Here is a 22,606-nt window from a genome sequence, read left to right as displayed (position 1 = left end):
ATTAGTGTTAATATCAATTATCAAATTATTTTGTATACATTTATTATAGAATTGGGGGAGCTAGGAATGAGCTATTGCGATCAGATAAAGAAGCGATTTATCCGTTTGTCGAGAGGACAGCGAAAAGTAGCACAATTTGTAATTGATAATCCAAATGTGATAGCGACTCATATTGCTTCTGACGTTGGAAAGCTAATAGGGGTTAGTGAATCGACCGTAATCCGATTTTGTTATGCGATGGAGTTATCAGGATTTTCTGAGCTTCAAGAAAAAATCAAGCAAGATTTGATGGGGGCCGGGGAAACGAAAAAAGACCGTCCACATCCATTAATCTCCAAGAAACAGGTGAACCTTCTCATTGATGTCATGAACCGAGATGTTACAAGTATTCTGAATACAATGAATATTATCGGTGAAGAGCAATTTGAACATGCAGTAAAATTGATGCATGAAAGCAGTTCTTTATTTGTTTTAGGGTTCAGACAATCATCTCCATCAGCAAGTTTTTTAACTTGCACATTAAGCAACTACCGAAAACATGTAAAGCAAATCCAGCACGATGTGGAAAGTATCGTTCAGCAAATCAGCCACATGGACGAAAATTCTTTACTATTTGTGATTGCACTGGAACATCTGCAAGAAGATACAATCACAATTTCAAAATTAGCGAAAGATAAAAATGTGAAAGTCATTGCAATTACACATTCAAGCATTTCACCGTTACGAGATTATGCAGATATACTGTTTACAGTAGGTACTCAAAAGACAGCGTCAGCGGAAACAATCACCGCCGCCCACTCCTTGATCCATGCTTTGGTAGAAGGCATGCTCGCTCAAAACAGAAAGCATTATATAAATTTCCAGAAAACCAATGCAAACATAGAAAGCAACTTCCCATACCTGGAAAAAGCCCAATATATCTAAATAATCCAACGAGAGCGTATTCGTAAATTGCGGGGGCATTTACGAATACGCTTTTTTGATATAAAAGCGGAGGCGGCTTGCCAGCTCCGACAAGCATTGGAGACTCTGACAAGAAGGCGCTCTTTGCCTTCGTCGGAAGAGTCGAAACGCTCGAGGAGCTAGCCGCCGGAGCTGGACAACAGGAAAGGTGGAGGCGGCTCGCAAGCTCCATTGCTCAATCGACTAGCGTTCGCAAACAGGAAAGCGGAGAAAAAGGAATTTACAGGATTATTAGATAAGTTCCTTTTTCTATTCGTTCGTTTGTATGATAAAATTAATGTCGAAATTATTGAATATTATAGGAGGCCCATTTTATGAGCAAAGTATTGGTTTTTGGACATAAAAGTCCAGATACAGACACAATTACTTCCGCAATTGTATATGCCTATTTAAAACAGCAATTAGGTGTAGATGCAGAAGCAGTCCGTTTAGGTGAAGTAAATAATGAAACACAATTCGCATTGGACAAGTTCGGCTTTGAAGCACCACGCTTAATTGGCAATGTAGCGGAGGAAGCGGCTGACGTTATTTTGGTAGACCACAACGAAAGACAGCAATCCGCAGACGGTATTGAATTAGTAAAAGTTACTGAAGTAATCGATCACCACCGTATTGCGAACTTCGAGACTTCTGATCCGCTTTACTACCGTGCAGAACCAGTTGGATGTACAGCTACGATTTTAAATAAAATTTTCAAAGAAAATAACGTTGAAATTCCTGCAAATATCGCAGGCTTAATGTTATCCGCAATTGTTTCGGATACATTGTTATTCAAATCTCCTACTTGCACGGAACAAGATGTAAAAGCAGGAAAAGAACTTGCTGAAATCGCGGGCGTTAATGCAGACGAATATGGACTGGCTATGTTGAAAGCCGGCGCGGATCTTTCAGACAAATCTTTGGAAGACTTGCTATCTCTAGATGCAAAAGAATTTACATTTGGCGAAGCAAAAGCGGTTATTGCTCAAGTGAATGCAGTAGATGTAAATGATGTATTGGGTCGCAAGGATGAGCTATTAAACTTAATTAATGAGTATGTAGCGGATAATGGCTTGAATTTATACTTCTTTGTGGTAACAGACATTTTAAATAATGACTCAACGGCAATTGTCGTAGGTAGCGTAGCAGAGGAAGCGGCGCGAAGCTTCGGCAAAGAATTAGCGGATCATGTAGTTGAGCTGCCAGGTGTCGTTTCACGCAAAAAACAAATTATCCCGGTATTGACTGAAGGATTGCAATAATACGAAATGGAAAAAAGTACAATTCGTTGTGAATTGTACTTTTTTCATTTATGCCAGCGGATGAATTGCCATGTTCTATAAACCCGTTTAACTGAGATTGGTGCCAAAACAGTCTAATAGAAACCGTCTAAAAGCCCGTTTAACGGCAAACAGCATCAAAACAGTCGAATAGAAGTCGTCTAAAAACCCGTTTAACGGCAAACAGCATCAAAACGGTCGAATAGCAGCTGTCTAAAAGCCCATTTAACGACAAACAGCACCAAAACAGTCGAATAGCAGCTGTCTAAAAGCCCGTTTAACACCAACCAGCACTAAAGTAGTCCAATAGAAATTCCCATACCATCCAATTCCACTGCCGCTATTCTCTCGTGGGAACCTGGCGCAAAAGTTCATCCTACTTTTTTAATTTTAGAGGATAGACTGCCGGCCCTTCGATGACATTTCCGTTTTTATCGTAACGGGAACCGTGACAAGGGCAATCCCATGTTTCATCTCCATCATTCCAGCGGGTCTTGCATCCCAAATGTGTACACTTTGGTGCCTCTGTTCGCGTTAAATAGCCTTCCGCTAAATTGGCAGTGACAAATCCAATCGTGCTTAGCCCCCTTAAAAGATTTTTTCCGAATTGATCGCGTGTAGGCGAGTATAGCTTGGCTGCTGGATGATTTTCATGTGTAATGCTGCATGAAATGATTTCACCTGCCACGAGCGAATTCGAAAGACCCCATTTACGATAGCCGGTAGCGATATAAAGATCTGGCGTATCATCCGAAATCACTCCGATGTATGGAATCTTATCGGGTGTATTTGGATCCTGGGCACTCCACATGAAGGATGGCTCCTCCAAATTGAATGTTGACATCATTTCTTCTTTAAGTTCTTCATAATACGTTTGTGTCTCTTCCACTTCCCCAGCTATGTGGCTGCCGCCGCCATAGATGAAATAAGGCGCATCCGATACAAGACCGGTACGGATTGTCCGGCTCGCGTTTTCAACCGAAAGATATTGCCCCTTCCATAATTCTTTCGTAGGGGATGCAAGAAGATAAGAGCGGTCAATTGATAGTTTGGTTGTAATTAGTCCTTTGATTGATTCAATGGGATAGTGCGTACATAAAACCAATTTTTTATAAGAGACTTTTACATCGTAATCCGTCAAAACAAATTTTTCATCAATTTCTACCTTTGTTACACGGGTATTCGTATAAAGAGCGGCGCCTTCTTTTAAGGCAAGATTTACGAAATGTGCCGCAAACTTTGGAGGGTGAATTTGAGCAGTGTCTTCCATTTTAAGAGCACCAGTTATATCAAAGGGAAGTTCGGTTTCTTTTGTTCCATAACCGGCAATATTCGCCTCTTTATAGGCATACAGTTCGTTTTCAATTGTTTGCAGTCCAGAAATTGTCGTTGCATACAAATAAGAATCCACTTTTTGGAAGGTATCTTTTGAGGCGACTTGTAAAGCGGATTCTATCGCCTTTTTATTTGCTTGATAATAAGTTGCCACTTCATCGATTGAAAAATTTTTGATTAGCTTTGAAAAAACTACTCCGTGCTGAGGAGTTAATTTACCTGTAGAGTGGCCGGTTGTGCCAATGGCAAAGGAAGGTTTCGCCTCAAGCAACACAACTTTCAATCCCTTTTTTGCAAGCAGGTAGGCGGTATAGATACCTGAAAGTCCTCCTCCAACAATACAAACATCACAATCTACAGAAGTATCTAAAGTAGGAAATGCCATCGCATTTTCCAGATCTTTTAACCATAATGAATTTTGCATAATTGCCCCCAGTTATACTCATTTTTTAAAAGTATTGCTAAAATAGAAAGACAATATTCAGTACGTGAGCACATTTATTGTAGGAAGATGCTTTCAGCCATACAATTGAAAAAAAGGAGGAGTGACAATGAAAGTAGAAGTATGGTCAGATTACGTCTGCCCGTTTTGTTATATCGGTAAACGCCAATTGGAAAAAGCAATCAGTGAGTCAGGTTACGAGGGTCAAATCGAGGTAGAATTAAAAAGCTTTTTGCTGGACCCAACAACCCCTGTAGATTCAGAACAATCGGTAATTGCTTCATTGGCTAAAAAGTATAATATGTCAGAAGAACAAGCAAAAGGCATGACGAATAACGTGGCAGAACGGGCAAAAGAAGTTGGGCTAAATTACAATTTCGATATCATGAAAGAAGCCAATACCTCAGCTGCACATCGATTGGCAAAATGGGCCGAGACGAAAGGAAAGGGAGCAGAGCTTAGTGAACGCTTGCTGCAATGCTACTTCCTGGAAGGCGGCGCCATCGGGAAAAAAGAGGTTTTATTGGATTTGGTAAAAGAAGTTGGACTGGATGCGAATGAAGCACAAGAAATTTTAGCGAGCGACCAATATGCCAAAGAGGTAGAAGAAGATATTGCCCAGGCACAAGCTTTGGGTGTAAGAGGCGTGCCATTCTTTGTCATCGACCAAAAGTATGGCATTTCGGGTGCGCAGCCGCAGCCGCTCTTTAACCAAACAATTGAGAAAGCTGCCAAAGAAGCCGGATTAAAGCCAGCATTAAAGATGGTTGGAGATGAAGGCTCAGTTTGTGCAGATGGGCAGTGCGACATATAAGAATTTCGGTCAAAAGTACGAGCCATCTACTCTTGAAATCATAGTCCAACTTCATTAAAATAGATTTATATCTCGATTTCAAGATATAAAATGTTAGAGTAAAAAGGGAGTTAAAATATATAATGACAAACGTATTAGTAATTAAAGCAAACAACAGACCAGATGGAGTTTCTACTAAAATGTATGAAACTTATGTAGAAGAGGCGAAAAAAGTAGAAGGCCTTAATATTACAACTTATGATGTATTCGAAGAAGATACTCCTTATTTCGGACAAGACGTATTCAATGCATTCGGTAAAACACAAAATGGTGAAGAGTTAACGGATCTTGAAGCGCGTCTTTTGGCTGCTAAACAAAAAGCAATGGATGCTATTGCAGCTGCGGAAGTAGTGGTGCTTGCATTCCCATTATGGAACTTGACAATCCCTGCTAAATTGCACACTTTCATTGATTATGTTTACTCTGCAGGATTCTTCTTTAAATACACTGAAGAAGGGCAACCAGTTCAATTAATGACAGACAAAAAGTTCGTTGTATTGAACGCTCGCGGCGGCAACTACTCATCGCCGGAAGCACAACCAATGGAAATGGCAGTTAACTACGTTAAAAACGTATTTGGCGGCGTAGCGGGTATGCAACTTTTAGATGAAGTAATCATCGAAGGACATAACGCAGAACCGAACCGTGCAGAAGAAATTATTGCAGAAGGGTTAGAGCGCGTTAAAGCTTCTGCTCAAAAATTAGCTACTGTAAAAGCATAAGAATAAGATAATGAAAATCCCAACACGAGAATGTTCGAGTTGGGGTTTTCTGCTTTCTCAAAGTGAATATAACCCAACGTTCATTCATAAAATAATACACTGTACGGCCCTTTCAGGTTTGAAGCGGAATTATGGAACAACCTTGCTAAAATAGGGCAATGTATCACTTGTCAAAAAGCTTAAAATTACCCATACTAATAAAGAGTATGACGTTAGAAAGGAAATGCTTTTATGACAATTCAGAAATGGGCGGAAGACTTAGCCCAAGTAGTGAACCCTAGCAATATTAAAATCAATGAATCATTAAAAATATATACAATGACAAAACTTGGGGGCAGTGCAGATGTGCTTGTCCTCCCCGAAACAGAAGAAGAGGCGGCAGCGGTTATTAAATATGCCCATGACCATCACGTACCTATGTTGATGTTGGGAAATGGATCGAATATGGTAGTGCGGGATGGAGGTGTTCGCGGAATAGTCATCTCCTTTGCAAAATTGGATGAAATCCGTCGTGAGGGAGATAAAATTTATGCACAAAGCGGTGCGCTTATTAAAGATGTATCCCGTTGTGCGCAGGCTTCCAGTTTAACGGGTTTTGAATTTGCATGCGGCATACCGGGGTCGGTAGGCGGTGCAATGGCCATGAATGCCGGAGCATATGGCGGGGAGATTAAAGACATTATTATCGATTGTACGGTGTTGACAAAAGAAGGGGAAAGAATTGTTCTGTCGAAAGAAGAACTTGAGTTAGGCTATCGCAAAAGCATTATCGCGCAAAAAGGCTATCTTGTTCTTTCTTCGAACTTCCAGCTGGCAAAAGGAAATCAGCAAGACATAGATGAAAAAGTAGCAGATTTAACCTACCAGCGCGAATCAAAACAGCCGTTGGAATATCCTTCTGCGGGAAGCGTGTTTAAACGTCCGCCAGGATATTTTGCAGGTAAATTAATTCAGGATAGCGGGCTGCAGGGGAAAGGTGTAGGCGGTGCCGAAGTTTCTACGAAGCATGCAGGCTTTATAGTGAACAAGGGAAATGCAACGGCAACAGACTATATCCAAACCATCGAAATGGTGCAGCGCGTGGTTAAAGAGAAATTTGATGTAGAACTTGAACTCGAAGTGAAAATTGTCGGTGAAGATGCAACAAATTAAAGGTTTGAAAAGCGCCTCTCAAATGAAGGGCGCTTTTCTTTATCATGACTAGCTCTAGCGCCCAGCCCGTTCTGAGTCGCGGTCTGTCCTCGGTCGAAAGCTGAAAAAGCTTCGCGATTCGGGCCTTCCAGCGCTTGAGGCTCACACGATGTGAGTCATGCCGACGATGCAACACGACGTTTCGTTTTCTTCGGCGCGGGGCTAACCAGGGCGCTTGCGCTTTTCTTTATACATAGAGAGGGTAAAAAATGAAATTTATATCATGGAATGTCAATGGAATACGTGCTTGCGTGAAAAAAGGATTTTTGGATTATTTCAAAGAAATGGATGCAGATTTTTTCTGTATTCAAGAAACAAAATGCCAAGCGGGCCAAATTGAATTGCTGCTTGAAGGTTATCATCAATACTGGAATTATGCGGAGAAAAAAGGGTATTCAGGAACGGCTATATTTACAAAGCATAAACCCCTAGCGGTAAAATATGGCATAGGGGAAGAAGAAAGTGAATCAGAAGGCCGAATCATTACACTCGAATATGATTCCTTTTATTTGGTAAATGTGTATGTTCCAAACGCCCAGCGGGATTTAGCGCGGTTGCCCAAACGATTGCTATGGGAAGATCAGCTGCTGCACTATTTAAAGGAGCTGGATGGGCTTAAACCGGTCATCTATTGCGGAGACCTAAATGTGGCCCATGAAACGATTGATTTAAAAAATCCAAAAACGAATATTGGAAATTCAGGCTTTACTTACGAAGAACGGGGCAAAATGACAAAGTTGCTTCATTCCGGCTTTACGGATACTTTCCGCCACTTTAACCCGGATAAAGTAGATGCTTTTACTTGGTGGAGTTATATGAATAAAGTCCGTGAACGGAATATTGGCTGGAGAATCGATTATTTTATCGTCTCCGACCGTTTGGTTGACTATGTTCGCGATACGGATATCCATGCCCATATATTAGGCAGCGACCATTGCCCGATTTTATTGGAAATCGATTTATAGACACCACTTATAAAGTCTCCAATCAACCTGCATAGCCAGTGGATAATGTAGTGCATCACTCCACTGAATTCCTAGTTTTTCGTAATATGGTTTTAAGTTACCTTTTTGGGAGTGTTGTAGTAAAATTAAAGTGATATTTGAAAGTGAGGAGACTTGTTATGCCAACACCTAGTATGGAGGATCATATCGAACAAATTTATTTATTAATCGAAACAAAAGGATATGCGAGGGTGTCTGACATAGCGGAAGCCTTATCTGTACTTCCTTCCTCCGTTACAAAAATGGTGCAAAAATTAGATAAAGACGGTTATTTGGTATATGAAAAATATAGAGGACTCACTTTAACATCGAAGGGCGAAAAACTAGGTAAGCGTCTTGTGAAAAGGCATGAATTGCTGGAGCAGTTTTTACGGCTTATCGGTGTTGATGAAGGGCGAATATATGAGGATGTTGAAGGGATTGAGCACCATTTAAGCTGGAATTCAATCGATCGTATAGCAGACTTGGTACAAGTTTTAGAAGAAGATAAAGAATTAGTGAAAAAACTTGCGGAAATGAAGGAACAATAAGCAAAAAGCAATGTTCAGGAAAGGAAAGACAAAATTTGAGCGAATTACAATCAGGTCAAGTTGTTGAATTAACGGTATTAGAGGAGCAAGGTTCAAAATGGGTATTGACGGATGGACGTTCAGAAATTCCTTTGAACCGTTCTGATGTTCAAACTGCATTGACGCCAGGAGATCGTATAAATGTTTTTCTTTATACAGATCGCCGCGGGAACCTGCAAGCAACTACTGCAATTCCTGCCATTCTGCAAGGCGAATACGGTTGGGCCCGCGTTCTAAAAGTTACAAATGAGGGCGCATTTGTCGATATCGGATCATCAAGGGAAGTTTTGGTGAAAGCGGAAGATCTGCCGCCGTTGAAAAGTGTATGGCCGGAAGTTGGGGACCATCTTTATATGACGCTCCGAACAGATCGCAATGGTGACCTGTTCGGTCGCTTGGCAACAGAAGAAAAAGTTAACGAACTTTATGAAGGTGCATTTGATGAAATGCACAATAAAAATCTAAAAGCCCGTCCATATCGCCTTTTGCCTGTAGGTTCCTTCTTGCTTGGCACGGAAATTCCTTACCGGATTTTTGTCCACAATACTGAGATGGCGGAAGAACCGAGACTCGGCCAGGAAGTCGAGGTACGAATTATTGCCGTTAAAGAAGATGGCACTTTAAATGGCTCGTTGCTTCCTCGAAAGCATGAACGGCTTGGACAAGATGCGGAGAAAGTTCTGGCTTATTTGCAGAGCGTTGGAGGGAAAATGCCGTTTGGCGATAAATCCACTCCGGAAGAAATTTCGGAGATGTTCCAAATGAGTAAAGGTTCGTTTAAAAGAGCGCTTGGTACGCTAATGAAAGAAAGAAAAGTAAAGCAAGTTGACGGTTGGACCGAATTGATATAAGCAACTAACAAACCCAGAGAGCTGTGACGATGAATTTTACTTGTCACAGCTTTGTTTATAAAGAAAAATGTTAGGACGTCGAAAATCACGGGAAGATACAAATGGAACCTTTTGTATGATTTTACGTACTAATTGGTGAACAACCAATTACAGGGATGTTTGAAAGGGGAAAAAAGCAATGAAACAAAAATGGTTATCCATAGTAGCGGTGCTGATGTTACTCGTTGCCGTAATGGTTCCGGTAAATGCATATGCCGCTACGAATGATTCAAGTGGCAGTACTCAGAATGCCATAAATGAAAAATTGGGTGTTCCAATCGTTGTTTACGGGGCAAACTTAACAGATGAAGAAAAAGCAACGGTCAAAGTAGCTCTTCAAGTAGATCAAGAACCGGAAGTGGATGAAATTACTGTATCCGGTCAAGACTTAGTAAAATATATTAGCGACAGCAACCCAAGTTCCAGAATGTATTCTTCAGCAAAAATTACGCGCGAAGAAGCAGGAGAAGGACTCATTATTAGTATTGTAACGCCGGAAAACATCACGCAAGTAACTTCGGAAATGTATGCCAATGCCATGCTGACTGCGGGGATTGAAGATGCAACGGTTGAAATCGCGGCACCTAAACCGGTAACTGGCCACTCTGCTCTTGTTGGAATTTATAAAGCATATGAAGCGAAAACGGGTGAAACTTTAGATACGGAGAGAACGGATGTAGCAAATGATGAACTTTCCGTTGCCACACAAATTGCCGAAAACGCGAATGTTAGCGATGAGCAAATCGCAGAATTATTGACGGGCATTAAGCAGCAAATTGCTGAATTAAATCCGGCAACAAAAGAAGAAGTGGAACAAATAGTACAAGATCAGCTCGCACAATTAAATATTCAGCTAAGCGAACAGGATCGCCAGATGTTGGTCGATTTGATGAATCGAATTAGCCAACTTGACATTGATTTTTCAAAGTTATCCGATCAGCTAAGTGATCTGACAACAAAGTTTCAAGAGGAATATGGCGATTTACTTCAGGATGAAGGTTTCTGGAATGGTGTAAAGAACTTCTTTAATAACTTGATTGATACGATTTCTTCTTGGTTTAAATAACGCAATATTGGAAAATAAGTAAGCAAACCAATTCCTTCAATTTTCCGAATTGTGATATTCTAGAGAAAGGAAAGGGAGGGATTAAGATGAATTTCACACTAGTAGAAAAAGGTCCAAAACATTTTGCTTTTGAATATAAAGAAGGGGAAACACTAGCAGAAATTGAATGGACACAGCAAGACCAAGTTATGGATATGACGCATACGTATGTATCAGGTGATTTGCGCGGTAAAGGGGTTGCAAAAAAATTGCTTGATCAGGCAGCGGACTACGCAAGACAAAATGGATTGAAAATGAATCCAATCTGCTCTTATGTTGTTGCAGCATTTGCAAGTGGAGAATATGACGATATAAAAGCATAAAAATAAAGGGTGTTCAAAGTAGTAAAATTTTGGACACCCTTTTCATGTAGAGCAAAAATGAGTACAGATTTTTAAAAAAGGAATGTAAAACCATAGACAATTAAAGTTACAACCGCTGATGCGATGATAATGGAGATAACTTCTTTTTTGTCAAATGTCGCTTCTTTTTCGTCTATCATTGTCTGTTCCTCCTCTTCAATTCGGGGTGTTTATTAATAAAAAGTGATAAAGTCGGGAATGATGGATTGAAAGTGAAATGATTTTAAGTAGATAGAAGTTTTTATCTAGTTACCAATTGCTGTTATATCTCTCTTCCACAATATGAAAAAAGATAAACAAAAAATGAAAAGTTTATTTAAATGAAAGTGGGGAAAAGTAAATACATACAAATTATTGGAGGGGATTAACAATGGCAAAATTAAAAGGTAAAGGCTTTGTAGTTTCGGCATTGGTAGCGGGAGCTGCATCGTACTTAAGCAAAAAAGAAAACCGCGATAAAACGATGAAGTTCATTAATGATATGAAGGATCAATATTTTGGTTCACAAAAGGAAAGAGCGGGTACCCAATCGTTGCAAGAGATTGCTGAAACGCCTGCTGGAACAACAGATACAAAAATTGGCGAAAATCATTTCATCTCTGAAGGTGGAGCGCAAACTGCTCTTGCCTACTACAACGAAGGTGACCAAAAAGAACAAATCAATTAATTGATCAAACTCAATGAAAAAAGGGAAGTTCCACAATCTGTGGAGCTTCCCTTTTTTTGAATCGAACCGAATTATCCAATTCTTAAGCGTTCGTTACTTCTTTTTTCATTGTTTTGTTTTTTGCAAGGTTTACATGCCAAGAAAGAGCTTCCTCCAAGATGTGAGGAGTTTGGCTGTTGCCAGTTGCTTCTACAGCACGGTTGTAGTAATCACGCAGTTGTTCTTTGAAGTCTGGGTGAGCACAGTTTTCGATAATTAGTGCAGCACGTTCTTTTGGAGCAAGACCACGTAAGTCTGCAATACCTTGCTCTGTTACGATCACGTCTACATCATGTTCTGTATGGTCTACGTGAGATACCATTGGCACGATTGACGAAATAGCGCCACCTTTAGCGTATGATTTCGTTACAAAGATACCAAGACGGGCGTTGCGGGCAAAGTCACCGGAACCACCGATCCCGTTCATCATTTTTGTACCGCTAACATGTGTAGAGTTTACATTTCCGTAAATATCCAACTCTAGAGCGGTATTAATGGAAATTAATCCGAGACGGCGAATCAACTCAGGATGGTTGGAAATCTCTTGAGGACGCAAACATAATTTGTCTGCATAACGCTCTAGGTTTCCATAAACCTTTTTCTGCAATTCTTCAGAAAGTGTAATGGATGTAGCAGCTGCAAAGCTTACTTTACCTGCATCAATCAAGTTGAATACTGCATCTTGCAGTACTTCTGAAGCGACAACCAAGTTTTCAAACTCAGAGTCCGCAAAACCATCCAATACAGCGTTAGCTACTGAACCAACACCGGATTGTAAAGGCATCAAGCTGTTTGTTAAACGACCGGCTTTAATTTCAGAACGGAAGAAATCAAGTAAAATGTTTGCCATATTTTGTGTTTCTTCGTCTGGCGGTACGATTAATGAAGGTGCATCCGGCTCTTCAGAAACAACAATTGCCTTGATTTTTTCCGGTGCAACGCGGATACCGATTTCACCTAGACGTTCTTTGACATTTGTCATTGGGATTGGTTCACGCTCACCTTGTTGGGCAGGTACATAAATATCATGAATTCCAATAAGGCTTTCAGGGTGAGAAAGGTTTAGCTCGATAATAATATTTTCTGCATATTGTGCAAAGATTGGAGAGTTGCCTACAGATGTTGTAGGGATGATCAATCCATCTTCAGTAATAGCGGCAGCTTCCATAATTAAATATTTAATAGGGCCAATGATTCCTTGGCGCACTAATTCAGCATTGTGTGAAAGGTGGGCATCTACATATGTAACCTCACCAGAGTTGATTAAGTTGCGAATGCCTGGGTCGCCAATGAAAGGCCCACGTTTGCGAATAGCACCAGCTTCAGCTAAATACTTGTCCACTTCCGGACCAAGTGATGCGCCAGTGTATATGTCAATTTTGAATTTTTCGTTTTTTGCGCGTTCTGCCAATGCCATCGGTACTACTTTCGCATCTCCGGCACGAGTAAATCCACTCATACCTACTACATCACCATCGCTGATCAGAGCAGCAGCTTCGTCGGCAGATACAACTTTATCTACTAATTGTTTTAAACCTAAGCGTTTCTCAATTCTTGGATCCATAAAAAAATCCTCCCCTATATTTAATATGTAGACTATTAATAGAAAAAAAGAAATTTTTTGTTTATTAGGTTGAAAAATAATCCAACTTGTATAGATATAATAGCACCGAAATGTCACAAAATCTTCAAAAAACGCATGAAAGTGCTTAAAAAACGTTTTTTCGAGAATAATAATGTGGTTTCGAATGAAAAATGATTTTAATAGAGAATAATAGGTGGATGTAACTTGCATAAAAATACAATCGGACTTTGCACAATGTACAAAGACCGATATAATAAAGGGTTAATAAATTTTAGAATTTGTTTTTTAGAATCCTAAAGAACGGCGGAAGTAGCTTGCGTATCTTTGGCTAACAGGGATTCTGGTTCCGTCTTTCATGATCAATAAGAAAGTCGAATGGGAATCTGGCTGGATTTCTTCGATAAAGTCAATATTCACTATATAAGAACGATGGCAGCGAATAAATGAATCAGGTGCCAGGAATAATTCCAGATCACTCAGATTCAAGCGATGATATCCTTCGCGATTCATGGTTTTTACAAATGTTTTACGCAGTTGAGTTTCAAGATATATAACTTGGTTGTGTTTGATTGGGTACCAGCAATCATCGATTTTAATCGTGATATAGTTTGTTAAAAACGGCGAAGGCTTTTGTGGGAAGATCGCTGTAACGGCACCTTTCGTTTCTCCTTCTTCAATTAAAGGAATGCTCATCCCATAGTAAGGAACCCCAAAAACATCCGATTCGATGTAAGTATTGATTTTTTGGCCATATGTAAGAGCTTTGTGCGCAGCTGAACCTTCTTTAACCGGGTCGCCTGGTTTAATTTTTAAATCAACTTTTTTGCTGGGTTGATAATATAAGTACTCATTTGTATCCGATATAGCGATTGACGTATTTTCAGGGAAGAAATCCTTGATTATATCCATAATTTCTTCGATTTGTTTTGGTTCCACTTATGACACCTCATTTATATACATTTATAAATATATAATATCATTTTACTACAGTTTTTAATAAATATAATAGAGAAGATTTTTGAATAAGTTAGGATTTTTCAGTTAATTTGAAAATTTTCTTCTTATTTTTGTCACTTTTTATTATTTTCGGCAAAAATAGTGTATAACAGGATACATCAAGGTTTGCATAGTATATGTAAAGCAAGAAGGAGTATTCTAAAACTGCGTTTGCCTTATAAAATACAGTTTGAAAAAAAACAAAATTATGGTAATATTCATTTTAGTTACAAATATTTAATTCTTTATTCTCATTTATTTTATATTTTCAGTTAATTTTTTAGCATTTTTTTATTAATAAATCATTTATATCATAAAAGAAAAGATGTACATACTTAAAAATATATTTCAAATGATGCAAAATTGTCTGGTTATAAACCCGTACAATTCGCAAACTAAGAAAGATGGGGTAATCTATGCAGCTACATCCACATTCAATATCAGAAACAATTTCAAAACGATACTTTCAGGAAATTGACAGTATAAATTTATATAACGGAATTGAAGATTTTTATAATATTGAATCCAAGCTGTTATTTGAAATCTTTCATTTGGAGTCGGCTAAAGCAAAGAAATCGTTGCATGAAATTATTGATATTTTGTCAATTCGTTTCGGCAAACAGGTCATTAAGGTAGTAAGGAACTATTTTGTTATTCTTTCGTCCATTATTGCGCGCAAACTTCTTGATAATCAAGTGCCGTCCAAGAAAGCATTTGCCTTTAATTTAGCATGTGCCGATATGGTCGAAAATAAGATGAAAGATGCCGAGTTTCTCCAATTTGCCGATGATTTAATCGATTTCTATGTTTATTTTATTGCAGATCGCAAGCAACCTACGTTTAGACATCAAACAGTCAATAAAGTAATCATGTACATAAACGATGAACTTGAAAGTGATTTAACAGTTGAAAGCATTGCTCAAAAATTTCACATAAGTACCAGCCATTTATCTAGAATTTTTAGAGAGCATGTTGGCATAACTTTAGTAGAATATTTAAATGTTAGAAGAGTGGAAGAGTCGCAATATTATTTGAGACATACCAATAAAAGCATTACCTCTATATCTAAACAATTTCATTTCTGCAACCAAAGTTACTTTACAAGAATCTTTAAAAAATATACAAGTGTCACACCGAAGCATTTCAGGGATGAGCTGCACCATGAATTTTATCGATTTGATGTACCGGAAGTTGAACTGGAAAACGTTTGACTTCATTCGGTAGAACTCTCCTAATTCTATAGGCGTTGTGATGAACTCGAAATGCAATTAATTCATCGGGGGTTAAACTCTAACTGTAAGGCGCATATGATTATATACAGTTGGCAAGAACGGCCAACTGTATTTGGCTTTTCTTTCTATCTGTCATTTGATATTCATAAAGTTTATACTGTATACTTCAACTAGCGAATCTAAATAGTAGGTGGAAAAATGAAAAAACTGAAACTATTTTCGATGTTGGGTTTGATGCTGCTTGTATTAACAGGGTGTCAAGCGGTCGAAAATCAAGAAGGATTCTTCTATGATACATTCGTCAAACCGATGAATTGGTTGCTGCATTTTTTGGGGAATGATATTTTTAATGGCAGTTATGGTTTGGCAATTATTGCGATTACTGTAGTTATTCGTTTAATCTTAATGCCATTTATGCTGAAAAATTACCGTCGACAATCTCAAATGAAATCAAAAATGGATGTTGTCAAACCAAAGATGGATGAGATTCAAGAGAGATTAAAAGCTGCTCAAACAAAAGAAGAGCAAATGGCGATTCAACAAGAAATGCTGGGTCTGTATCGAGAACATGGCATCAATCCATTGAATATGGGGTGCTTGCCGATTGTCATTCAAATGCCAGTCATCATGGGGTTATACTTTGCGATTCTTTATTCCCAAGATGTAAAGACGCATGAATTCCTTTGGTTCGACCTTGGAACACCGGATATAGTGATGACAATCATCGCAGGGATTGTGTATTTTGTTCAGGCGAAAGTTTCGCTTTGGACAGTGCCTGAAGCCCAACAAGCCCAAATGAAGTTAATGATTTATATTTCACCAATTATGATCGTATTCATTTCCTTCACTTCTATGGCTGCGTTGCCTCTATATTGGTCGGTGAGTGGATTATTGTTAATCATTCAAACGTATATAGGCAGAAAATATTATTCCGAACATCCGGAAGCGGCAGCAAAACCATAAAAACAAAGTCGAGGTTATTTTGTACCTCGGCTCTTTTTATTTGTAGGAAGAATAACGCGGATTATTACATCCTTAAAATATTAATTTTTTATACTAAATTACCCAGATTATTTTACAATAAAAAACGAATATATAGTGAAGTAAATTGGGAGAAACAGTGCTAAAATAAAAACATTGTATAAGAAAGAGGTAAATTTGATTATGAAAAGAACTACCTATTACGGCAGTGCCAAAAAAAGCAAAAAGAGCTTTATTTGGATTGGCGTGGGTATTGCCGTCGTTATAGCGATTATAATAGCGATGTTTTTCTATTGGAACCAAAAGAATCTGCACGATAACGATGCAGGTCAGACGCCGGTTGAAGAAAATAAAGGTGAGCAAGAAAATCAACCTGAAAACAACACTCAGGAACAGAAAACAACGGAGGAACCCAAGGAAAACGGTGAGGAACAAACCGAGCCGCAGGAGCCTCTCACAAATGGCGGCTATATTGAAGGGCAGCCATTGCCAAGTGAACCTGTCTATGTTGAAGGGGTTTTAATTGCCAATAAGAAATATCCTTTGCCAAGCGATTTTGCACCTGGAGAGAGCAAAGAAGCCAGATCTGCCTTTGAGAAAATGGCGGGAGATGCGAAAGTGGCGGGATTCGAACTTGTTGCTTTCAGTACATATCGTTCTTTTGAATATCAACAAACACTATACAATAATTATGTGGATCGGGATGGCCAGGAAAACGCAGACCGCTATAGCGCAAGACCTGGGTACTCGGAACACCAAACAGGGCTTGCCTTTGATATAGGAGAAAAGGGAAAAGAGGATCTATGGTTGACCGAAGAGTTCGGTGAAACGGAAGCGGGAAAATGGTTAGTTGAAAATGCACATAACTATGGATTTATCTTGCGCTACCCTCCAGGAAAAGAAAACATAACAGGGTATATGTACGAATCGTGGCATTTCCGTTATTTAGGTGTAGATTTAGCAACAAAGGTGAAAAACGCAAAGGTCACACTGGAAGAATATTTGGGGATAGAGTAGAAAAGATGGCGTTTTCGAACGCCATCTTTTAATTTTCTTATAAAATTGGGGTTAGCAGTCTGGAAATCGACTCTTTAAATTTAGTAAAGAAGGATCGATTATTATACTTCTCAAGCGTTAACTCCGTACAATCGAAGATATCTTTTTCGAATATTTCAGCAAGCTCATGGGAAATCGCGCGATCATAAATAAAGGCGTTTACCTCGAAATTTAAACTAAAGCTGCGCACATCAATATTCGCTGTTCCGACGGTGGAAGCTTCATCATCAATGACAATCGTTTTCGCATGAATAAATCCTTTTTCATAAATAAAGATTTTCACTCCCGCCTGCAGCAATCTGCCGACGTAAGAATAGGTAGCCCAATAAACAAACATATGATCCGGTTTATTTGGAATCATGATGCGGACATCAATGCCGGACAACGCGGCAATTTCAATGACATTTAGAAAACTGCTATCCGGAATTAAATAAGGCGTCTGTATATAAATATAGCGTTTAGCACTCATTAATAACTTTAAATACCCGTTTTTAATAGCCGGGAACTCAAGATCCGGGCCACTGGAAACGATTTGCATCGCAATTTCGCCCTTTTGGGGGATAGCCGGAAAATAACGTTCGGAATAGTTGACGTTATTATTGCTTGCCTGATTCCAATCCAGCAAGAAACGTGTTTGCAAAGGGTGTACTGAACTGCCCTCCACCCTAATATGGGTATCACGCCAATAGCCGAATTTTTTGCTTAACCCTAAATATTCATCCCCTACATTGAAGCCGCCGATATAACCGATGCGGCCATCGATCACTACAATTTTGCGGTGGTTTCTGAAGTTTAGGCGAGGATTTATAAGGGGCAAGATGGAAGGGAAAAAAACTTCTACTTCTCCGCCTGCTTCCAACAATTCTTTAAAGTGTCTCTTTTTTACCCCTCTTGAGCCCATTTCATCATAATGGAGGCGAACCGTGACACCTTGCTGCGCTTTCTTTTTTAAGACGGCCAAAATTCTCTTTCCCAGATTATCCAATTTGAAAATATAATATTGAATGTGAATATGGTCTTTTGCATTTTCAATATCCTCGATTAAAGCTTCAAATTTCTTTGTACCATCGTCGTATATGTCGATATGATTATCTTGGGTCAAAACAGAATCGCTCGTGATTAAGTTCATGTGGATCAAATTTTTGTATTTGCCTACTTCTTCAGAGCGAAATTCAAGAGAATTTTTTTCAAGCGCCTCGATTTGGTAACTAATCAGCTTGTCGATTCCGATATCCTTTTGCCCATCCCAACGGAAGAGGTGTTTTTTGCGCATGGGTCGACCAAGCAATAAATACATAATGAATCCTGCCAAAGGAAGGAAAAACAACACCAAGATCCAAGCCCAGGTTGAGCTTGGGTCTTTTCTTTCGAGGAAAATGACTGCAATGGCCAAAAGAATATTTATAACCATGATAATAAGGAAAATAGTATTAGAATCAACATTGATCAGCACATTCATAGGACAGCACCTACTTATCTTTGATTAACCCAATTATAGCTTAATTAGTTAGTTTGTAGCATTTAAACACATCTTATTTTATAAAGGCGGAAAACGTGCCATTTCAATTATAGAAAAAACAAGATAAGCAGATTTCCATGAAGCTCCCTTATATCTCTATGGTGAAAAAGAATCATACTGTTCCGCTATAAAGTATACAGAGGAGAAGTCACCTTCCCGCAAACTTTTTTTATTGATGAAAAATTTCAAGATTCCTGAGTCGCCATACATAATCCCTTGCTCATCATTCGATACAATTTGAAGCAATAAGGTATCAAATTTTTTTAGCAGGGCAGAATCTTTTCTGGTATCTTGTTCGATAAAATAAGGATAGCCGCCGAGTTTATGATCAGCTGCTAAAAAAGCTTCGTTGTAAATTTCCTCAAAAGTCCGACCGTCCTCACTGATGACATGATCCTTCGAAAAAGAAGGATGAAGTAAATATTTTCTTCTGTAATCCGAAGAGGAAACCGGTTCCAACCCACGTGTGAAATCAACCTTCATTTCTTTTTGAATCGGGAAAGTACAGCTTGTTTTTAAAAAAGAAAAATCATCGACGAGTTGGGACTCGGGTAAAATTGACGGGAAATATCGAACTTTAAAATCTTGCTGAAAAAGCCTTTCTTCTTTTTTCTCCCTTGAATAACTGAATTGTTCCGAAATAAAAAATTGCAGCAGCCCTTTAGCTGGGAAATCCGGCAGGGAGGGCATTTGTTCTAAATTAAATTGTGCCAATAACGGCATATATTGACCATCAGAATCTTTAGGATATAAGTGGGATTTTGGCAAATAAGGTTTCCCGGCAAATTTGCTATCGGTTAAACCAAGCTTTTGCTGAACGGGAGTAAGCCATAAAGCATCGCTTGCCGAGGACTCAATGCTTTTGCGGAAACCTTCTAGTGGGTTCGGTAAATGAAAAGAATAATCTGTTGGCATTAAAATTCCTCCTATTGCTTATTGCTTTATGCTTTTCTAATTCTCCAAATTTTAAAACATAAAACATTATTCTGCTCATATATGGAACCAATAGAAGCGTCTTGATGGTTTTTGAGGATAAAGTAAAAAAAACGGGATGCATTTAACTATACGTAGTCTCATCATTTTTCATGTCCTGAACCAACTTGTTTATTTAAAAGTGAACAATTTATGAATTTCCGTAAATGAAGTTTAATTTCATGAATGGTTGGCTATAATCCTTAAGTAATCATAATCAGCGGCATAATCGGAGTTTGGTTTTCAAAAATGGGTGTTAATTAGTTGACAAATTAAAATTGTAACAGAAATGAAAAATTATAATACAGCTTAACATGTTATGATAAAATGGAGAAGAATGGTCAGACATCTTATAAAAATGGAAACTTTTAGAGTGAGCGTACGTTAGACATATTAGGAAGGTTAGGTGGACAACATGGCGAAGGAAGTAGACTTAAAGAAAATCGTTTCGAATTTATCCAAATTAGGTGTAACCGCAACAGTTACAAAGTCGCGTCTTGAAATATTGAAAGTATTAACACCACCAACACAAACTCCACAAGTATAGACTGATGAAAAACTAAAAAATCCCGATCCTTAGTGGTCGGGATTTTTCGCGTTTTAATCATCGTCGTCGTTAGTGGAGAACATATAGGATTTATAATGGTATTTCATACTGAAAACCAAACCAATCGCCAAGGCATTACCCATAAGGGAACTTCCACCGTAGCTAATAAAAGGCAAGGGAATACCGGTAATCGGCAGCAGCTGGATTGTCATTCCGATATTTTCGAATACATGGAAAGTAATCATCGCAATAATTCCTGCACAAACATAGGTGCTGAAAGGATCTTTTAAAGTTAAAGTCAATTTTGTTAAATGATAGATTAACAGGAAGTATAAACAGATGACGAAGCTTGCACCAATGAACCCCCACTCTTCGCCTATAACGGTAAAGATAAAGTCGGTATGATTTTCGGCAACATAAACTTCTCTTCCCATATAGCCCTTTCCAAAAATTTCACCGGAACCAATCGCATTAAGCGATGTAATAAGATGATACCCGGAGTCCGAGGAATAGGAGTATGGATCAAGCCATGAGTAAATTCGAGCAAATTGATATGCGCTAAACCCGAATTTTTCTTCAAGGAAATCTTGCATATATAAAGCCATCCAAAGCAACGAGCCGCCAACTACAACAGATGCAGCAAAAACAGGCAAAATAATTTTCCATGAAATCCCTGCAACAATAATTAATGCAGCTGTAATTGCAAAGAACACTAATGCAGATCCCAAGTCGGGTTGCATCATGATAAATGCGAGTGGAACAGCCAAAGTTATTCCGATTTTGCCCAATAACAGAAAATCCGTTTTTATGTTTTTTAGCGGATTTTTTTCATGATGCTTGCTTATCAGCAATGCAGTGGCCAATATATAAAAAGTTTTCATAAATTCGGAAGGCTGCATACTGCCCAGGGGTGTTGAAAACCAACTTTTTGCCCCATTCCGTTCAATGACAAATCCGCCTTCCGATGCGGGAATGATTGCCAGAATAATCAGCAGCAACAATCCAAAACCATATAAATACCATGCCATTTTTTTATATTGATCGGGATCAAAATAAATAACAATTGCAATGATAACAGCAGCAACTACATAATTGATTAATTGCTTTAATACGAAATTTTCACCATATTGGCCGGTTGTCTGGGCAGAAGAAATGGCCAGCAGACTGACGACCAGGAATGTGAAAAGAATAAAAGCAAGCTTCCAATCGAATCGACTTGCAAAATTCGTGTTATTGTTCATTTATTTCACCTAATTAGAATTGAAGATTTATAGTATTTTCTTGCACTAGCACATTTTACTTTATCATAGAAAGGATTAAAAGGGGATAATCGTTTGTGACGGAAAAGATTATTTTTGCAACAAAGTGATAAAATCCCCATTTCAGATTCGAGCTGCAAAAGTGCAGGCAAATAATACGCAAACTTACGACGAAAACAAAGATGAAAATGTTTCAAATTTTAGAAATACATCATATAATAACTAATGTATTGAAATGTTGGAGAGTGATCGTATGGGGAAAAGACAAAAAACTGCGGATGATTTTATACATCATTTGTATGTTCATATGAATGATGTGGATCATTTCGTGATTTATAGTGGCTTGACATTTAAGCAGTTTGTTAGCTCGGTCGATCCAATACCCAACTTGCTGTTGCTTAAGCACAACTACGATGACGGATCATTTAATATGCATACACAATTTGATTTTGTATCGAACGATGAATTGGCGAATTTTGCGAAGAAAGCAGACGATGCTGGCGGTGATCTGTGTTGGATTGATTTTATTCATGAAAAAGATCTTAACCAGCTCATGCCGACAGAACAAGCGGAATTGCTTTATATTAGCCACAAAAGAGAACCGATTTATTCTCCATTCTTTTCAAAACTGCAAAATCGCTATATTTACTATTCATCGGAAAATGACAAGATGACTAAGATTTATTTTCGATATTTAAATGATTCGGAATACCTTGTTTCAAATTTATTTAATCGGTTCATTAAGGAAAAAGAAGGGAATGTCGGTTTTTGGCGCAGAAAATCAAAAGATGCGATTCCTGCCTTGGATCCGATTATCCTGAAGGCTTACCGCCCTTTTGCCAAAGAAGGTGTTCTTTTATCTTTATATAAGCTGGAAAAACAGAATAATTCCTATGGTGTTGAACTTCGAACTCTTTCCGATTATGATTATCCCGATGAAGTGTGGGATGATTTAAACGCTATATTAAAACAAAGTTACGATGAACTCATCAAAATCACTTAAACTTTCTGTCATAGCAATTTTTTGACAGGGAGTTTTTTATCTTTACGATGCAAAA

22 protein-coding genes are annotated in these 22,606 nt (G+C 38.5%); 16 read left to right on the top strand and 6 right to left on the bottom strand.

Annotated elements, in window-relative coordinates; translation table 11 throughout:
- The first annotated feature begins 66 nt into the window (after nucleotides 1-66).
- Together D1B33_RS12780 and D1B33_RS12770 are read left to right on the top strand one after the other, a co-directional pair.
- The gene (locus D1B33_RS12780) at nucleotides 67-924 is read left to right on the top strand and encodes a MurR/RpiR family transcriptional regulator (RefSeq protein WP_118876793.1); all 858 of its coding nucleotides are present in this window, start codon (nucleotides 67-69) and stop codon (nucleotides 922-924) included.
- Nucleotides 925-1,277: 353 nt separating this feature from the next.
- Complete coding sequence (locus D1B33_RS12770; protein ID WP_118876791.1) at nucleotides 1,278-2,204, top strand: manganese-dependent inorganic pyrophosphatase; 927 nt, start codon at nucleotides 1,278-1,280, stop codon at nucleotides 2,202-2,204.
- A 394-nt stretch (nucleotides 2,205-2,598) separates the two neighbouring features.
- Here the strand turns inward: D1B33_RS12770 and D1B33_RS12765 are convergent, their stop codons facing one another.
- Entirely contained in the window at nucleotides 2,599-3,981 is a 1,383-nt protein-coding gene (locus tag D1B33_RS12765; RefSeq protein WP_118876790.1) for an FAD-dependent oxidoreductase, read from the bottom strand.
- Nucleotides 3,982-4,108: 127 nt separating this feature from the next.
- Between D1B33_RS12765 and D1B33_RS12760 the strand changes: the two genes are divergently transcribed.
- From D1B33_RS12760 to D1B33_RS12720, 9 genes are all read left to right on the top strand, one after another.
- A complete protein-coding gene (locus tag D1B33_RS12760; protein WP_118876789.1) occupies nucleotides 4,109-4,813 on the top strand; it encodes a DsbA family oxidoreductase in 705 nt (234 codons plus the stop codon).
- A 122-nt stretch (nucleotides 4,814-4,935) separates the two neighbouring features.
- A complete protein-coding gene (locus tag D1B33_RS12755; protein ID WP_118876788.1) occupies nucleotides 4,936-5,574 on the top strand; it encodes an FMN-dependent NADH-azoreductase in 639 nt (212 codons plus the stop codon).
- A 231-nt stretch (nucleotides 5,575-5,805) separates the two neighbouring features.
- Entirely contained in the window at nucleotides 5,806-6,726 is a 921-nt protein-coding gene (gene murB, locus D1B33_RS12750) for a UDP-N-acetylmuramate dehydrogenase (RefSeq protein WP_118876787.1), read from the top strand.
- A 248-nt stretch (nucleotides 6,727-6,974) separates the two neighbouring features.
- Entirely contained in the window at nucleotides 6,975-7,730 is a 756-nt protein-coding gene (locus tag D1B33_RS12745; RefSeq protein ID WP_118876786.1) for an exodeoxyribonuclease III, read from the top strand.
- Between the two features lie 158 nt (nucleotides 7,731-7,888).
- Nucleotides 7,889-8,299: a transcriptional regulator MntR gene (gene mntR, locus D1B33_RS12740; protein WP_118876785.1), complete on the top strand. Its 411-nt coding sequence runs from the start codon at nucleotides 7,889-7,891 to the stop codon at nucleotides 8,297-8,299.
- 35 nt (nucleotides 8,300-8,334) lie between these two features.
- Nucleotides 8,335-9,189: a CvfB family protein gene (locus D1B33_RS12735; RefSeq protein WP_118876784.1), complete on the top strand. Its 855-nt coding sequence runs from the start codon at nucleotides 8,335-8,337 to the stop codon at nucleotides 9,187-9,189.
- Between the two features lie 178 nt (nucleotides 9,190-9,367).
- Nucleotides 9,368-10,294 (top strand): DUF1002 domain-containing protein, encoded by a 927-nt coding sequence (locus D1B33_RS12730; protein ID WP_118876783.1) that lies wholly within the window; start codon nucleotides 9,368-9,370, stop codon nucleotides 10,292-10,294.
- A gap of 86 nt (nucleotides 10,295-10,380) precedes the next feature.
- On the top strand, nucleotides 10,381-10,656 hold the full coding sequence (locus D1B33_RS12725; protein ID WP_118876782.1) for a GNAT family N-acetyltransferase: 276 nt from the start codon (nucleotides 10,381-10,383) through the stop codon (nucleotides 10,654-10,656).
- A gap of 409 nt (nucleotides 10,657-11,065) precedes the next feature.
- Complete coding sequence (locus D1B33_RS12720) at nucleotides 11,066-11,362, top strand: hypothetical protein (RefSeq protein ID WP_118876781.1); 297 nt, start codon at nucleotides 11,066-11,068, stop codon at nucleotides 11,360-11,362.
- Between the two features lie 82 nt (nucleotides 11,363-11,444).
- Here the strand turns inward: D1B33_RS12720 and D1B33_RS12715 are convergent, their stop codons facing one another.
- Both D1B33_RS12715 and D1B33_RS12710 read right to left on the bottom strand, forming a co-directional pair.
- Entirely contained in the window at nucleotides 11,445-12,965 is a 1,521-nt protein-coding gene (locus D1B33_RS12715) for a succinate CoA transferase (RefSeq protein WP_118876780.1), read from the bottom strand.
- Between the two features lie 306 nt (nucleotides 12,966-13,271).
- The gene (locus D1B33_RS12710; RefSeq protein WP_118876779.1) at nucleotides 13,272-13,922 is read right to left on the bottom strand and encodes a LytTR family DNA-binding domain-containing protein; all 651 of its coding nucleotides are present in this window, start codon (nucleotides 13,920-13,922) and stop codon (nucleotides 13,272-13,274) included.
- A gap of 476 nt (nucleotides 13,923-14,398) precedes the next feature.
- On the opposite strand from D1B33_RS12710, the gene D1B33_RS12705 reads away from it, so the two are divergent.
- From D1B33_RS12705 to D1B33_RS12695, 3 genes are all read left to right on the top strand, one after another.
- On the top strand, nucleotides 14,399-15,193 hold the full coding sequence (locus D1B33_RS12705) for a helix-turn-helix transcriptional regulator (RefSeq protein WP_118876778.1): 795 nt from the start codon (nucleotides 14,399-14,401) through the stop codon (nucleotides 15,191-15,193).
- A 219-nt stretch (nucleotides 15,194-15,412) separates the two neighbouring features.
- Nucleotides 15,413-16,177 (top strand): membrane protein insertase YidC, encoded by a 765-nt coding sequence (yidC, locus tag D1B33_RS12700; RefSeq protein WP_118876777.1) that lies wholly within the window; start codon nucleotides 15,413-15,415, stop codon nucleotides 16,175-16,177.
- Nucleotides 16,178-16,378: 201 nt separating this feature from the next.
- Nucleotides 16,379-17,212, top strand: coding sequence for a M15 family metallopeptidase (locus tag D1B33_RS12695; RefSeq protein ID WP_118876776.1), 834 nt, complete (start codon nucleotides 16,379-16,381; stop codon nucleotides 17,210-17,212).
- Nucleotides 17,213-17,249: 37 nt separating this feature from the next.
- Here D1B33_RS12695 and cls read toward each other — a convergent pair whose 3' ends face one another.
- Both cls and D1B33_RS12685 read right to left on the bottom strand, forming a co-directional pair.
- A complete protein-coding gene (gene cls / locus D1B33_RS12690; protein ID WP_118876775.1) occupies nucleotides 17,250-18,710 on the bottom strand; it encodes a cardiolipin synthase in 1,461 nt (486 codons plus the stop codon).
- Between the two features lie 156 nt (nucleotides 18,711-18,866).
- A complete protein-coding gene (locus D1B33_RS12685; protein ID WP_118876774.1) occupies nucleotides 18,867-19,685 on the bottom strand; it encodes a YwqG family protein in 819 nt (272 codons plus the stop codon).
- A gap of 472 nt (nucleotides 19,686-20,157) precedes the next feature.
- Here D1B33_RS12685 and D1B33_RS18780 point away from each other — a divergent pair, with 472 nt between their 5' ends.
- Nucleotides 20,158-20,289 (top strand): Lmo0850 family protein, encoded by a 132-nt coding sequence (locus tag D1B33_RS18780; RefSeq protein WP_267897053.1) that lies wholly within the window; start codon nucleotides 20,158-20,160, stop codon nucleotides 20,287-20,289.
- Nucleotides 20,290-20,342: 53 nt separating this feature from the next.
- On the opposite strand, the gene D1B33_RS12680 is transcribed toward D1B33_RS18780, so the two are convergent.
- Nucleotides 20,343-21,530 carry an FtsW/RodA/SpoVE family cell cycle protein gene (locus tag D1B33_RS12680; protein ID WP_118876773.1) on the bottom strand — a complete coding sequence of 396 codons (1,188 nt, stop codon included), beginning with the start codon at nucleotides 21,528-21,530 and terminating at the stop codon, nucleotides 20,343-20,345.
- 271 nt (nucleotides 21,531-21,801) lie between these two features.
- On the opposite strand from D1B33_RS12680, the gene D1B33_RS12675 reads away from it, so the two are divergent.
- A complete protein-coding gene (locus tag D1B33_RS12675; RefSeq protein ID WP_118876772.1) occupies nucleotides 21,802-22,551 on the top strand; it encodes a hypothetical protein in 750 nt (249 codons plus the stop codon).
- The last annotated feature ends 55 nt before the right edge of the window (nucleotides 22,552-22,606 follow it).

The sequence above is a fragment of the Ureibacillus yapensis genome (assembly GCF_003515775.1).
GTDB classification, from domain to species: Bacteria; Bacillota; Bacilli; order Bacillales_A; family Planococcaceae; genus Ureibacillus; species Ureibacillus yapensis.
This window is presented reverse-complemented; position numbering and strand designations above follow the sequence as displayed.

Coding starts and splice junctions, on each gene's coding strand:
- D1B33_RS12780 (WP_118876793.1), top strand. CDS start 67: ATGAGCTATTGCGATCAGATAAAGAAGCGATTTATCCGTTTGTCGAGA.
- D1B33_RS12770 (WP_118876791.1), top strand. CDS start 1,278: ATGAGCAAAGTATTGGTTTTTGGACATAAAAGTCCAGATACAGACACA.
- D1B33_RS12765 (WP_118876790.1), bottom strand. CDS start 3,981: ATGCAAAATTCATTATGGTTAAAAGATCTGGAAAATGCGATGGCATTT.
- D1B33_RS12760 (WP_118876789.1), top strand. CDS start 4,109: ATGAAAGTAGAAGTATGGTCAGATTACGTCTGCCCGTTTTGTTATATC.
- D1B33_RS12755 (WP_118876788.1), top strand. CDS start 4,936: ATGACAAACGTATTAGTAATTAAAGCAAACAACAGACCAGATGGAGTT.
- murB (WP_118876787.1), top strand. CDS start 5,806: ATGACAATTCAGAAATGGGCGGAAGACTTAGCCCAAGTAGTGAACCCT.
- D1B33_RS12745 (WP_118876786.1), top strand. CDS start 6,975: ATGAAATTTATATCATGGAATGTCAATGGAATACGTGCTTGCGTGAAA.
- mntR (WP_118876785.1), top strand. CDS start 7,889: ATGCCAACACCTAGTATGGAGGATCATATCGAACAAATTTATTTATTA.
- D1B33_RS12730 (WP_118876783.1), top strand. CDS start 9,368: ATGAAACAAAAATGGTTATCCATAGTAGCGGTGCTGATGTTACTCGTT.
- D1B33_RS12725 (WP_118876782.1), top strand. CDS start 10,381: ATGAATTTCACACTAGTAGAAAAAGGTCCAAAACATTTTGCTTTTGAA.
- D1B33_RS12720 (WP_118876781.1), top strand. CDS start 11,066: ATGGCAAAATTAAAAGGTAAAGGCTTTGTAGTTTCGGCATTGGTAGCG.
- D1B33_RS12715 (WP_118876780.1), bottom strand. CDS start 12,965: ATGGATCCAAGAATTGAGAAACGCTTAGGTTTAAAACAATTAGTAGAT.
- D1B33_RS12705 (WP_118876778.1), top strand. CDS start 14,399: ATGCAGCTACATCCACATTCAATATCAGAAACAATTTCAAAACGATAC.
- yidC (WP_118876777.1), top strand. CDS start 15,413: ATGAAAAAACTGAAACTATTTTCGATGTTGGGTTTGATGCTGCTTGTA.
- D1B33_RS12695 (WP_118876776.1), top strand. CDS start 16,379: ATGAAAAGAACTACCTATTACGGCAGTGCCAAAAAAAGCAAAAAGAGC.
- cls (WP_118876775.1), bottom strand. CDS start 18,710: ATGAATGTGCTGATCAATGTTGATTCTAATACTATTTTCCTTATTATC.
- D1B33_RS12685 (WP_118876774.1), bottom strand. CDS start 19,685: ATGCCAACAGATTATTCTTTTCATTTACCGAACCCACTAGAAGGTTTC.
- D1B33_RS18780 (WP_267897053.1), top strand. CDS start 20,158: ATGGCGAAGGAAGTAGACTTAAAGAAAATCGTTTCGAATTTATCCAAA.
- D1B33_RS12680 (WP_118876773.1), bottom strand. CDS start 21,530: ATGAACAATAACACGAATTTTGCAAGTCGATTCGATTGGAAGCTTGCT.
- D1B33_RS12675 (WP_118876772.1), top strand. CDS start 21,802: ATGGGGAAAAGACAAAAAACTGCGGATGATTTTATACATCATTTGTAT.